The organism is Acinetobacter sp. 226 (assembly GCF_048147925.1).
Lineage (GTDB): Bacteria > Pseudomonadota > Gammaproteobacteria > Pseudomonadales > Moraxellaceae > Acinetobacter > Acinetobacter pecorum.
Window position 1 is genome coordinate 31,039 of record NZ_JAYWYX010000015.1, and the last position, 12,654, is coordinate 43,692.

15 protein-coding genes and 1 pseudogene are annotated in these 12,654 nt (G+C 39.6%); 7 read left to right on the forward strand and 9 right to left on the reverse strand.

Features of this window, described 5'->3' with window-relative positions:
* Positions 1-373 precede the first annotated feature (373 nt).
* On the reverse strand, positions 374-1,177 hold the full coding sequence (locus VXP95_RS08660; protein WP_064096426.1) for a hypothetical protein: 804 nt from the start codon (positions 1,175-1,177) through the stop codon (positions 374-376).
* Between the two features lie 183 nt (positions 1,178-1,360).
* Here VXP95_RS08660 and metG point away from each other — a divergent pair, with 183 nt between their 5' ends.
* Both metG and VXP95_RS08670 read left to right on the forward strand, forming a co-directional pair.
* Entirely contained in the window at positions 1,361-3,421 is a 2,061-nt protein-coding gene (gene metG / locus VXP95_RS08665) for a methionine--tRNA ligase (protein WP_416711853.1), read from the forward strand.
* A gap of 141 nt (positions 3,422-3,562) precedes the next feature.
* A complete protein-coding gene (locus tag VXP95_RS08670; RefSeq protein WP_074383447.1) occupies positions 3,563-3,919 on the forward strand; it encodes a hypothetical protein in 357 nt (118 codons plus the stop codon).
* Positions 3,920-4,133: 214 nt separating this feature from the next.
* Here the strand turns inward: VXP95_RS08670 and VXP95_RS08675 are convergent, their stop codons facing one another.
* The gene (locus VXP95_RS08675) at positions 4,134-4,487 is read right to left on the reverse strand and encodes a hypothetical protein (protein ID WP_141667080.1); all 354 of its coding nucleotides are present in this window, start codon (positions 4,485-4,487) and stop codon (positions 4,134-4,136) included.
* Positions 4,488-4,517: 30 nt separating this feature from the next.
* A complete protein-coding gene (locus VXP95_RS08680) occupies positions 4,518-5,099 on the reverse strand; it encodes a hypothetical protein (protein ID WP_416681329.1) in 582 nt (193 codons plus the stop codon).
* A gap of 96 nt (positions 5,100-5,195) precedes the next feature.
* Between VXP95_RS08680 and VXP95_RS08685 the strand changes: the two are divergent.
* A pseudogene (locus tag VXP95_RS08685) lies at positions 5,196-5,377 on the forward strand (MBL fold metallo-hydrolase); the annotation flags it as partial.
* A gap of 66 nt (positions 5,378-5,443) precedes the next feature.
* On the opposite strand, the gene VXP95_RS08690 reads toward VXP95_RS08685, so the two are convergent.
* The gene (locus VXP95_RS08690) at positions 5,444-5,560 is read right to left on the reverse strand and encodes a hypothetical protein (protein ID WP_404793566.1); all 117 of its coding nucleotides are present in this window, start codon (positions 5,558-5,560) and stop codon (positions 5,444-5,446) included.
* 265 nt (positions 5,561-5,825) lie between these two features.
* Between VXP95_RS08690 and VXP95_RS08695 the strand changes: the two genes are divergently transcribed.
* The gene (locus tag VXP95_RS08695) at positions 5,826-6,806 is read left to right on the forward strand and encodes an MBL fold metallo-hydrolase (protein ID WP_416711854.1); all 981 of its coding nucleotides are present in this window, start codon (positions 5,826-5,828) and stop codon (positions 6,804-6,806) included.
* Between the two features lie 393 nt (positions 6,807-7,199).
* On the forward strand, positions 7,200-8,387 hold the full coding sequence (locus VXP95_RS08700; RefSeq protein WP_416711855.1) for an ammonium transporter: 1,188 nt from the start codon (positions 7,200-7,202) through the stop codon (positions 8,385-8,387).
* Positions 8,388-8,457: 70 nt separating this feature from the next.
* On the opposite strand, the gene VXP95_RS08705 is transcribed toward VXP95_RS08700, so the two are convergent.
* Both VXP95_RS08705 and VXP95_RS08710 read right to left on the reverse strand, forming a co-directional pair.
* A complete protein-coding gene (locus VXP95_RS08705) occupies positions 8,458-9,081 on the reverse strand; it encodes a LysE family translocator (protein ID WP_064096433.1) in 624 nt (207 codons plus the stop codon).
* 102 nt (positions 9,082-9,183) lie between these two features.
* The gene (locus VXP95_RS08710; protein WP_416706040.1) at positions 9,184-9,366 is read right to left on the reverse strand and encodes an NF038215 family lipoprotein; all 183 of its coding nucleotides are present in this window, start codon (positions 9,364-9,366) and stop codon (positions 9,184-9,186) included.
* 184 nt (positions 9,367-9,550) lie between these two features.
* On the opposite strand from VXP95_RS08710, the gene VXP95_RS08715 reads away from it, so the two are divergent.
* The gene (locus VXP95_RS08715) at positions 9,551-10,432 is read left to right on the forward strand and encodes a 1-aminocyclopropane-1-carboxylate deaminase/D-cysteine desulfhydrase (protein WP_416711856.1); all 882 of its coding nucleotides are present in this window, start codon (positions 9,551-9,553) and stop codon (positions 10,430-10,432) included.
* Here the strand turns inward: VXP95_RS08715 and VXP95_RS08720 are convergent.
* Positions 10,423-10,746 carry a DUF4870 family protein gene (locus VXP95_RS08720; protein ID WP_064096436.1) on the reverse strand — a complete coding sequence of 108 codons (324 nt, stop codon included), beginning with the start codon at positions 10,744-10,746 and terminating at the stop codon, positions 10,423-10,425. The genes VXP95_RS08715 and VXP95_RS08720 overlap by 10 nt on opposite strands.
* A gap of 193 nt (positions 10,747-10,939) precedes the next feature.
* Here VXP95_RS08720 and VXP95_RS08725 point away from each other — a divergent pair, with 193 nt between their 5' ends.
* Positions 10,940-12,139 (forward strand): NAD(P)/FAD-dependent oxidoreductase, encoded by a 1,200-nt coding sequence (locus VXP95_RS08725; protein WP_416711857.1) that lies wholly within the window; start codon positions 10,940-10,942, stop codon positions 12,137-12,139.
* Between the two features lie 29 nt (positions 12,140-12,168).
* On the opposite strand, the gene VXP95_RS08730 is transcribed toward VXP95_RS08725, so the two are convergent.
* The gene (locus VXP95_RS08730; RefSeq protein ID WP_171254956.1) at positions 12,169-12,321 is read right to left on the reverse strand and encodes a hypothetical protein; all 153 of its coding nucleotides are present in this window, start codon (positions 12,319-12,321) and stop codon (positions 12,169-12,171) included.
* A gap of 129 nt (positions 12,322-12,450) precedes the next feature.
* Positions 12,451-12,618: a hypothetical protein gene (locus VXP95_RS08735; protein ID WP_171254957.1), complete on the reverse strand. Its 168-nt coding sequence runs from the start codon at positions 12,616-12,618 to the stop codon at positions 12,451-12,453.
* Positions 12,619-12,654: the final 36 nt, after the last annotated feature.

Consider the following 12,654-nt stretch of genomic DNA (forward strand, 5'->3'; position numbering starts at 1 on the left):
GGTGTCATAAATAAATTATCAGACAATTTTTTAGCACAAAGCATGCAATGAAGTAGCTGAATTAAGCAAACTGCAACAAAGCCTGTACATGTTGTTGCTGATCATTGCATCAGATAGCACAAACCTCACGATCTCAAACTTTAATCACTGCCAGCCGCAAAAAAATCGTGATTTGTGTTTTGAACATTCTGTTCATCTTCATTCTTTACACTTCTGCTAAAACATTTTTCTGTCATTCTGACATCGCATTTCCTGTAGCTCGCCCATTCAAATACTGTTATAGCCTGATTGTTAAAGCTAAAGGATGCTTGGTGTTAATCTACATTAAACCTTTACAGGATGATTAAAACTACTGGTAACCAGAGATCTTAGCTTAAGCACGCACGGTACTCATAAAACTTAATACCGAGAACAGCCAGATAAACAGGATAAAACTACGCGCTTGGGTGAAATGTGCCACATCTGTGCCATGCAAAATGTTATGACGACTTGCGGTCACATTCGAGCTTGAATCCATCTTATAGGCTGCCAGTTCGGCAAAGTATGGATTCATTTCCGTGGCAATTTTCGATTTATGCCACAGACTCTTAATTTCATTGCCTTTTAAACCGGGAACAATTTTATAGACATCAACAAACTTGGTTCCATTTTGTTTTAAGTAGCCTTGTTGAATCAGCACATCGGTCAATAAGCCTTCAAGCTGTGCATAGAGCAAAGGCACACAACCTGCATAACAGCCCAATTTATACATTTTAAAGGCTTCAATGATCACTGGACGGCGTAAGGCTTTATGGGCTTCATCTATCTGCATCGCATCAAAAGCCGTGAGCAGCTCTTTTTGAAAGTCTTCGCTATTGATGACATCAAATAAATGAAAGGTTTGGACATCTTCATGACGATGCCTCTGTTGCCAGAAGTGCATCAGGTTCAAGGCATCATTGGCGACTTTTGAACCGACAGGTTGATCGAGCTGATCTGCCCACACATTAAAGTATTCATCTTGCTGTGCCAGATCACGCAAGGTTTCGATTAAAAATGTATGTTCGCCTTGCGAGATTTGTTCTAAATAGCTTTGAGCATCTTCAAGAATGCGTTTGCCTAAAGTCTGTTGTTTGATATTCGATTTAATCCGCGTGACGGGTTGATCGTCTTCATAGTCGTCGTAATCGTCATACATGGTCAAGCACTCAAGCAAATAGCGGATGAGCTATTATCCCCGATAATTTTGCCATAAAGTAGCATTTCATCTCGATGCAACTTTGTTATTGAAAAAGAATTCACCAAAAGCCTTATGCAAGTCTTCTCCATCTCATGTAAAATTATCGCCCATTGCATAAAATACGAATGAGAGAGTGAATCCGTGCGTAAAATTTTAGTCACCAATGCCCTTCCTTACGCCAATGGCCCGATTCATATGGGTCACTTACTTGGCTATATCCAAGCAGATATTTGGGTACGTGCCATGCGCGCGATGGGTCATGACGTGACTTATGTCTGTGCGGATGATGCTCATGGTACAGCGATCATGCTGCGTGCTGAAGCGAATGGCATTTCCCCTGAAGCGCAAATTGCCAATGTGCAAAAAGAACATATCCGTGATTTTGACGGTTTCGGTGTGCATTTCGATCATTATGATTCTACGCATAGTGATACCAACCGCGTCCGTGCTTCAGAAATCTATATCAAAAACCGTGAAGCTGGCAATATTGCTGTTCGTCCTGTAACGCAGTTATTTGATCCTGAAAAAGGCATGTTCCTGTCAGACCGGTTTATTAAAGGTACCTGCCCGAAATGTAAGGCTGAAGATCAATATGGCGATTCATGTGAAGTGTGCGGTACGACTTATAACGCAACTGAACTACTGAATCCAAAATCGACTTTAAGTGGCGCAACACCAGTCGAAAAATCATCTGATCATTACTTCTTCAAACTGCCTAACTTTGGTGAATACCTGCAAAAATGGACCCGTGATGAAGGTCGCCTGCCGGTATCGATTGCCAACAAGCTGGACGAATGGTTTGAAAATGGCTTAAACGATTGGGACATCTCACGTGATGCACCATACTTTGGTTTTGAAATTCCTGATGCGCCAAACAAATACTTCTATGTGTGGGTCGATGCGCCAATTGGCTATATGTCGAGTTTTGAAAATTACATCAAGACTAAACGTCCTGATTTAAGCTTTGATGATTTCTGGAAAAAAGATTCTAAAAATGAAGTCTATCATTTCATTGGTAAAGACATCGTGTATTTCCACGCCCTGTTCTGGCCGGCAATGCTGGAAGGTGCAAATTACCGTACGCCATCAGGCTTATTCGTGAATGGTTTCCTGACTGTCAACGGTCAGAAGATGTCTAAATCTCGTGGTACGTTCATTAAAGCTGAAACATATTTAGAGCATTTAAACCCAGAATATTTACGTTATTACTTTGCTTCTAAACTTTCTGACAAAGTTGAAGATTCGGACTTGAATCTTGATGACTTCGTGCAAAAAGTAAATTCAGACCTCGTCGGTAAAGTTGTGAATATTGCCAGCCGTTGTGCAAAATTCATCAATACCAAATTTGATAACAAGTTAAGTGCAACATGTGCAGAGCCTGAACTGGTTCAAAGCTTTATTGATGCGGGTGATTCTATTGCAAAAGCATACGAAGACCGTGAGTTCTCGGCAGCGATCCGTGAAATCATGGCACTTGCGGACAAAGCCAACCAGTATATTGACGAGAAAAAGCCTTGGGCACTTGTTAAGCAAGAAGGTCAGGAACAACAAGTGCATAACGTATGTTCTGTGGGTATTAACCTGTTCCGTCAATTGGCAGTGTATTTAGCACCTGTATTGCCGACACTGGCTCAACAGGTTCAAGATTTCTTGCAACTTGAAAGCTTCGATTTTGCTTCTCGTGAAACGATTCTGCTGAGTCATGAAATTGCCTTATTCCAGCCGTTAATGCAACGTGTAGATCCAAAAGCTGTTGCTGCTATGGTGGATGCATCTAAAGATTCTTTAGCTGCTCCTGCTGCTGAGCCAACTAAAGCTGAAAAGAAAAAAGAGAAGAAGGCTGAGAAAAAATCTGAGCCTAAAGTTGGCGAAGCTGAAATTATTGGCATCGAAGACTTTATGAAAGTTGACCTGCGTGTGGCTGAAGTTCTTGAAGCTGCTACGGTTGAAGGTTCTGACAAGCTTCTTCAATTGACTTTAAATGTCGGTGAAGCTGAGCCACGTAACGTATTTAGCGGTATTCGTGAGTTCTACCAACCTGAAGACCTCAAAGGCAAATTGGTGGTAATGGTGGCGAACCTCGCACCGCGTAAGATGCGTTTTGGTATTTCAAACGGTATGGTTTTAGCTGCCGGTAATGGCGAAGGGGTTTGGGTGATTTCACCTGAATCTGGTGCAAAACCGGGTGATAAGGTTTCTTAAGATTTAGATTTTAAGATGGGAAAAGCCTCTACTAATGTAGGGGCTTTTTTATACCATTTGTACAATTTATTTTCTTGTTTTTTAAAATTATATCTATAGAATCGAAACGCTTTTTATTTTTTATAATTATTCGGGGTAAACATGAAAAAATTATTAGTTTCAGTTTTAGCAATGTCAACACTTGTATTTACAGGCTGTTCAGTTCGTATGGCTGATATGACTGTGGCTTCAACTAAAAACTATAACCTAAACTCCAATCAGTTTGTTAAGGGCGAACGTGTTAAAGGCGAAGATAAAGTTCCAGTAATTTTATTCCCACTTGGTATTCCTAATTTCAAAACAGCAGTAGATCGCGCTATTGAAAAAGACCGTTGTACGGTAGCACTTTCAGATGTGGTCATCACTCAATTAAATCAGGCATTCCTTGTTGGCCAAATTGGCTATCGCGTAGAAGGTACTCAAATTATTGACCGCTCTCAACCAGAATGCAGTAAATAATTTATTTAAAAAGCCTCTACTAATGTAGGGGTTTTTTTATTGGGTATTTCCCTTTCCCTAAGGGAGAGGGAGAATCTTTGAGAATTCGACGACAATATTTAATCAGATGATTTTCGACATGGATGTCGCTCGTTCGTTAGGGGCATACGGACGTGCCCTCTAACGAACAAAGGGGTTTTGTTACTTTTGCCCCGACAAAAGTAAAGACTGATATCTATTCTTCTGAGATTTTTTCCCACTGATAAACGCAGTAACTACAATATCCTTCATTCCAAGTAACTTCCTCTGGAGATAAACTTGCAGGACATCTTTCACACTCATGGATAGCGCTTTCCTCACAACATAGACAGATTTGCTCTTCCATAGAATATGTTTCTTCACCACATTCTGGACAAATTGCGTAAGGTTCTGAACCACCATCTTTATAATGGTAATAACCATAGTTTCTTTCACAATCGACTGAAACTGCTGAATTGATTACTTGTTCAAATGAAAGCTCATCATGACAAGCCACACATTCATACGAGGTATATTTAGCTGAAACTTGTGTATCAATAGGCTTTAACAAATCTGAACCGCAATTTGAACATATTGCATTTTATATTAAGTCTTCTTGTTTAGCTGAAAAATAAGTATTTTTTTCTAGCGCGTGTAAGCATTCTAGCTTTTCTTTATCATAAACATTTTTGACATCAAGTAATTTCTGCCAATAATCCTGCCCTAGTAGTTTAGACGGTTCTTCATTCAAATATACTCGAACAAAATCATTAATAATATTAAAACTATGAGTCAACATTGCCTCTATAGCCTTAGGATTATCCGTACTGAAATAATGCTCAATATTATTTCGATATTTTTGTATTTTCTCTAATTCCTTCCAATTAACTTCAATATCTAAGCTTTTAAATCTCTCTTGAATTCCTTGAACATCGACTGTTTTTAATCCATCACCCACAAAAAATAATTCGCCATTTATAAATTTGGGTTTAATTTTTTGTTTTATTAAAACTTCATCACTATTAGGATCACTTAGTTCTGAAAGGTGGTGCTTGAATAGTAGCAATATTCCAGAAAATAAATTTCTTGTACAAGAAATTAATCTTTTAGGATTTTCACCAATTAGTTCATAATCTTCAATTCCAAGCTGAATAGAATCAATTGCATTATTTAATATTGTCATTTTCATTCCATATAATTGTTTTAAATAATTTATCTATTCACTTCATTAATTACAAATGCTAAAACTACATATCTCTTTAAAATATATAACAAATCTATGAAAAATTTAAGCCCCCTATTCCTCGCACTCGCTCTTAGCACCACCGCCTTCACCACCCAAGCGGCTGAACCCACCATCACCCAACAAAAATAAGTAGCTGGCTACTCTACCATCACCAAATCGGTAACACCCAAATTACTGCACTACTTGATGATACAAACTATTTAAATCCATCTATGCTTTAAGACTTAATCAATACATAAAAAAGCCCCTATCTCTAGAGGCTTTTTTATTGCTGGGTTTACTTAGCCTTGTAAGATAAATTCCCAGATGACATAACCTAGTCCGAAACCAATCAGCCCATATAAGGTAATGATAAAAAATACAAAGCTGGCATTGTTTTTTCTTTTCCAAAAACTCATATCGATACCCAAAGCTGTTCGTGATATCTCATGTTAACGGGCTTTTTTAAAAAAGTGAAACTTATCTAAGTAATTTATTTATAAAAATATTTTAAAATAAAGACATTTTATTTTTAGAAAAAAATCAATATACAGTTTTCAACTTAATGCTTAGTACAGATGTTCAATTCGTTATCTCTCTTTAAAAAAAGTAAATGTTTTTATATTCTTTTTCCGTAGTTTACATGCTAATACATAGAACAAACTCCACAACATAAGAATTGTCATGAATATTTTAAAAACTTCCCTCTTCACCTCTCTATTTTCATTGTCTGTTTTAGGGGTAAGTATCCACGGTCAAGCTGCTGAACCTGTATCTCCTGCTCAACAGAAACAGGTGGCCGGTTATTATCAATATCCATTTGGAAATTTACAGGTCACCGCCCTGCTGGATGGCACAAATTATCTGTCCAAAGCTTTATTTAAGGATATTCCACCAGCTCAGGCAGATCAGATTTTAAAAAAATACTATATCGATCAGGCTAAAGGCATCCAAACTTCTGTAAATGCTTTTTTGGTCAATACCGGCTCAACACTTGTGTTGGTAGATAGCGGTGCTTCTAGCTGTAACGGTCCCAATTTTGGTTCGGTTCTAACCAATCTGAAAGCAGCAGGTTATCGTCCTGAACAGGTCGGGGCAATTTTATTAACCCATTTACATGCTGATCATGTCTGTGGCATTAGCAATAATGGCGTGGCAAATTTTCCAAATGCGACCATCTATATTTCCCAACCTGAAATGGATTTCTGGATGAATCCGAAAAGCGTAGAAAGTTTGCCGCAGCAAAGACGTGCAAGCTTTACTGGCACAGTCGATAAAATTAAAAATGCCATTGCTCCCTACCAAAGCAAGAATCAGCTAAAAACCTTCAAAGTTGGCGACAAGATTCAGGGTTTCAATGTAGTCAGTTCGGCTGGTCATACACCGGGACATTTTGGTTTTAGCTTAAAATCACAAGGTCAGGAAATGGTGTTTATTGGGGACATCGTGCATTCGCACAGTATCCAATTTGACCGTCCACAGACTGCGGTAGATTTTGATATAGATCCCAAAAAAGCAGTAAATACCCGTTTAAAGTATTTTGCCGAATATGCAAAACAGGGCCAGACCATTGCTGCACCACATTTACCCTTCCCGGGCATTGGTCATATCTATTCTACGGACAGTAAAAGCTATCAGTGGATTCCAGTACATTTTAAAGATTAATTGAATAGTGGATTCCAGTACATTTTAAAGATTAATTGAATACTTCAATAATTCGATCTAAACATGAAACCCTAATTTTTTAGGGTTTCATTTATTTTTAAATTTTTTCTTAAAAATCTTTCACTTTTCATGTGCACCTTTAGCACGCTTTTTTAGCACCGTTTTTCTTACGATAAATATAAACATCTAAAAATATAATATAAATTTCAACTTTATGAATTTTTCCCATGGCTTAGTTTGGTGCACAAAAATTGTATTGTGCTTTATATCGAGTCTTATCAATTTCAAGAAATTCTTCATCAAAATTTCCCTTGTTCCTGCCTCTTTTCGAATCAGTTTGCCTCTATATACTGGATTTCTTTTGTGATTCTACGCACTAAATTGGAACGCACCATGCAAAATGCAGACTTATTATTTCTTCTTCTGGGTGCAGTTCTAGTGCTTGCCATGCATGCAGGATTTGCTTTTTTAGAACTAGGGACAGTTCAGCATAAGAATCAGGTGAATGCCTTAAGTAAAATTTTAACTGACTTTGCCATCTCCGCCATCGCTTATTTTTTAGTGGGTTACTATATTGCCTATGGTCAGCATTTCTTCCACGATGCCCATACGCTGGCAGCCGATCATGGCTATAACCTGATGCGCTGTTTCTTCCTGCTCACCTTTGCTGCAGCCATTCCAGCGATCATTTCAGGAGGAATTGCTGAACGTGCCAACATGCGTGCTCAAGCTTTAGCGACATTATTTCTGGTTGCCCTGATCTATCCATTTTTTGAGGGCATGATCTGGAATGGTAATTTAGGCTTTCAGGACTGGTTAGCTCATACATTCGGTGCCAGCTTTCATGATTTTGCAGGTTCAGTGGTGGTGCATGCCATGGGCGGCTGGATCGCATTGGCTGCAGTAATTCTGCTCGGTGCACGTCATGACCGCTATAAAAATGATGGCCGGATTACTGCACATCCACCCTCTTCAATTCCTTTTTTGGCCTTGGGTTCATGGATTCTAATTGTCGGCTGGTTTGGTTTTAATGTCATGAGCGCACAACGCCTCGATGCTATTTCTGGACTGGTTGCGATTAATTCCTTAATGGCAATGGTAGGGGGAACTATTGCTGCCAAAATAGCAGGTAAAGATGACCCGGGCTTTCTGCATAATGGACCCTTGGCCGGACTAGTAGCGATCTGTGCAGGCTCTGATGTGGTACATCCCCTTGGCGCTCTTTTCATCGGCATCAGTGCCGGCATAATTTTTGTAAGACTCTTTACCTATACCCAAAATAAACTCAAGGTCGATGACGTATTAGGAGTCTGGCCTTTGCATGGGGTATGTGGTGCTTTTGGGGGGCTTGCAGTTGGTATTTTCGGTCAGCAATGGCTAGGCGGCATCGGAGGTGTTTCTATTCTTTCACAACTATTTGGTACAGCTCTGGCGATTATTACTGCTTTGGCAGGTGGCTTCCTGGTTTATGGTTTGCTTAAGGTTTGCATCGGTATTCGTCTGAGTCAGGAAGATGAATTTATGGGTGCAGACTTGTCTATTCACCGGATTTCTGCTAACTCCGACGATAATATTTTTTAACGACCAAATTAAAATAGCCCCAACAATAGGGGCTTTTTTTATATCTATAAGCTGAACTTATAAGAAATAATTACTTCATCCCAAAAATCAGCTTCAAACCTAATACGGTCATCACTGCTCCTGCTGCGCGGTCAAAGATGGCCTTAAATTTCAAATAAACACGACGCGGCTTTTCTGCAGACAATGCCACTGCCACCAGAGAACACCAGCCTGCATCAATAAAAAAACACAAGATGGGTAAAACAAAATAAAAATGGGTTGGAATCTCTTTAGGTAATAGCGCAGTAAAAATACTGGCTAATACAATGGCAATTTTGGGATTGGACAATTGTGTAATCAAACCGGTGGTAAACGCACGGCGTAACGACATCTGCTTGGTAATCGCAGCATCTGCCTCAATCGGATCTTTGGCATGTCTAATAATTTTAAAAGCCAGCCAGAGCAGATATAAACCACCACAAATTTTTAAGGCCAGATAGGCGGAAGGTACAGCCAGTAAAAATGCCTGTAAGCCCAGCACTGCCAACAGACCAAAAATGGCAGCCCCAGTCCCCGTACCTAAAGCGGTGAATAAGCCATGCTTACGTGAAATCGCAATTGAATTTTTTGCCACATATATAGAAGTCGGCCCTGGACTCATCGCACCTAACATCAGGGCGAAAGCAATAGAACCTAAAATCCAGAATGATTCCACGTGACTATCCCAGCTTAAAAATGAATGCGCTATTTTAAGTAAAAATAATTAATTTTGCTTTAATATTTCTACACAAATCTCTTAATATTTCATGAGGTCATCTTATTGTTTCAGTTGATCTCGTGCGGTCACCGAGGAGTCAATCCTCTTATAATCCCGGTCATGGACAGGCACACCACCGATAATCATTGTACGGCTTTCGGTTTTAGGCTTATTCATTGCATCATCACAGCCCGACAAACCAAGCAGTACACCAGCTAGAACTGCATAGGATAATATTTTCATTATTCTACCCTCCTCAAGGGAGTTCCTATTTCTAGATTAACATTCCTGCTCAAATAATCAGCAAAATATTTGTGACATTCTGCATCAAAACCGATGTCTAGCTATAAGAAATAACCTATCCTAAGTCTCTAATTCTTTTATTACCTTCGTCATACTGGTAAAACAACCTACTATCTTGATTTTTATGTTTGAAATGATTGCTCATAATATTCCCGATCAACAGATTTTTATTAAAGATGTTTCTGTGACCCTACGGCGTCTGGATCTGGTACATCCCCAGATCTCGGGAAACAAGTTCTTTAAATTAAAATATAATTTTCTTGAAGCGCAAAGACAGGGTTATCAGCATATCCTGAGTTTTGGAGGCGCTTACTCCAATCATATTGCGGCAACTGCATTTGCTGCGCAGCACTTTGGCTTTAAATCTGTCGGAATTATTCGAGGGGAAGAACTGGCTGGTCGACCATTGAATCCAACATTAGCCACCGCCCAAAAATTCGGAATGCAACTGCATTTTGTCAGTCGTGAACAATATCGACGTAAGCATGAGGCTGATTATTTATTGGAATTGGGACAAAAATTTCCTAGGCATTTTGTCATTCCTGAAGGTGGAACCAATGCATTGGCCATTCAAGGTTGTCAGGAAATTCTAAAAGAAGATGATACTCAATTTGATGTCATTTGCTGTGCGGCAGGAACTGGCGGAACGATTACAGGTTTGATTGAAGCCAGTCAGGCCCATCAGCAGGTTTTGGGATTTTCAGCACTCAAAGGTTCATTCTTAAAAGATGAAGTCGCCCGACTTACCAGCAAAACCAACTGGAATATTCTCGATGACTACTGTTGTGGTGGTTATGCCAAAACCTCACTGGAACTAATGCAGTTTATTCAGGAGTTTGAATCCCGGTTTTCAATTCCACTGGAGCAGGTCTATACCGCCAAAATGCTGATGGGGATTTTAGATTTGATCGAAAAAAATTATTTTCCGACCGGATCAAGACTGTTGGTGATTCATAGCGGTGGTCTGCAAGGCCGTAATGTTCCCTTTGCTCCGATTCAGGCCTGAACCGGCTGATTATTATTCAAGGCAATTAATCCTTTGACCAAGCGGTAAATATGCCAGATAAAGACTACAAACACGATCAGGAAACCAATCAGAATCATGGTCAACAAGCCTCCGATGATATAGCCTAGCAAACTGATCCAGAAAGTTTTAATCTGCCAATCGACATGACTTTCCAGCCAGGTTCCGCGCATTTCGTCACGCTTGATATAATTCATCACAATCGCGATAAATGGTGTAACACCAATAATAAATCCTAAAATATACAGGATATAAGTAATCAGATTATATTGTTTTAAATCATCTGCACTTGCCATTCGCTTTTTCCTTCTTATTATGCTTTTTATGGAGTTGGTAAAAAAACTATGCATGAGTTTTAAGCAGCTTTCAAATATTTTATGTTTAAAATCGGGTGCACATCTGCAATCTAGGGACTGTTTTTTCTGGAATAGAGAAAGCTGAAATAAAATTGTCTATAATGCTTTCCTTTTGTTCTCCCTTGAGTGTGTGATGTCTTCCAAGCAATACGATGTTCTCGTCATAGGCGCCGGTGCCTCAGGTTTAATGACAGCGTATATGGCTGCGCAACGTGGGCGTAGAGTCGTGGTGGTAGAAAAAGCCAATAAGGTTGGCAAAAAAATCCTGATGTCAGGTGGCGGAAAATGTAATTTTACGAATCTGTATGTCGAACCTGAAAATTACATTTCACACAATCCGCATTTTGTCATTTCGGCCCTGACTCGCTATACCAACTGGGATTTTATTGGACTGGTATGCGAATATGGCATCGAATATGAGGAACGCAAACATGGACAGTTGTTTACCTTAAATGGTGCCAAAGATATCCTGTCAATGCTATTGGCAGAATGCGATAAAACCGGTCTGGTCGAAATTAAAACCAATTGTGAAGTCAAAGCAGTCAATGCGGTAGATGATCAAGGTTTCCAGGTTGCAACGTCTTTGGGGTATTTTGAAGTTGAGTCTGTCGTGGTGGCATCTGGCGGTTTATCGATTCCTACGCTGGGCGGTTCAGGAATTGGCTATGAAATTGCAAAACAGTTTGGACATCATGTCTATCCGACCCGTGCCGGACTGGTCCCCTTTACTTTCTCTGATGGATTTAAAGACGTTACCACGCGTTTGAGTGGTAATGCCGTAGAAGCAACACTTTCTAATGAGCTTAATAGTTTTACCGAAGCGCTGCTATTTACCCATCGCGGCTTAAGTGGACCAAGTTCCCTGCAGCTTTCCAACTATTGGGATGTTGGTCAGAGTTTTAAGGTAGATTTCCTTCCAAGTGTTGATCTGTTGGATTTTTTCAAATCCAAAAAACAAAGCCAGCCGAAAGTCCTGCTACGTACGCTATTGAATGAATATTTACCGAAAAGTGTGGTTCTGGAATTGCAGAATTTGATCTGGGTTGATGTTGCAGAAACTTCAATCGGTAACATCAGTGATGATAAGCTGGAACAGATTGCGGCGCGTCTGCATGGTTTTGAAGTGAAACCCTCCGGAACTGAAGGCTACCGGACTGCTGAAGTGACTTTGGGTGGTGTAGATACCACTGAAATATCCTCAAAAACCATGGAAAGTAAAAAGCAGAAAGGCTTGTATTTTATTGGTGAAGTTCTGGATGTCACCGGACATTTAGGTGGCTATAACTTCCAATGGGCATGGTCATCTGCGCATGCCGCATCGGAATATGTTTAATCAATAGATGATCTGGATTAATACTTTATTCATTCCAGATAATCTGTTTTAAACAGGTTGAGATTGGCCGTACTTTCTAAACGGTTAATCGCAAGCTGCATTTTTCGCGTTGCTTCTCGCAGATGTAATGGCAGTTCATCTGCTGTAGATGCAATGAATGTATGCTGTAGTGCTTTCCACATATTGTTGATCTCCTTGTCCTTATATTTTTAATGCAAGAAGAATACCAAAATCATTTTAGTATTCACTTGAATATTATATATATTTTAAAGACCATATTCTATTTTTAAGTACGAAGCTGGATTTCACTTTTAGTTAAATTCATCAGTTTCAGGAAGTTCCTTTTCCAGCTCTTGCTCAGACTGTTCGTCCTGTTTGCTCTTCACAAAAATAAATCGGTAGGCGGCAGTAAAAAAGCCAATGGTAATTCCTGCGATGACTAAAGGCGCCAGGACCTTGTTAGGTTTCTTGGTATTCATGCAATTTTCCTTAGGACTGAAAAAAATCGACCACTT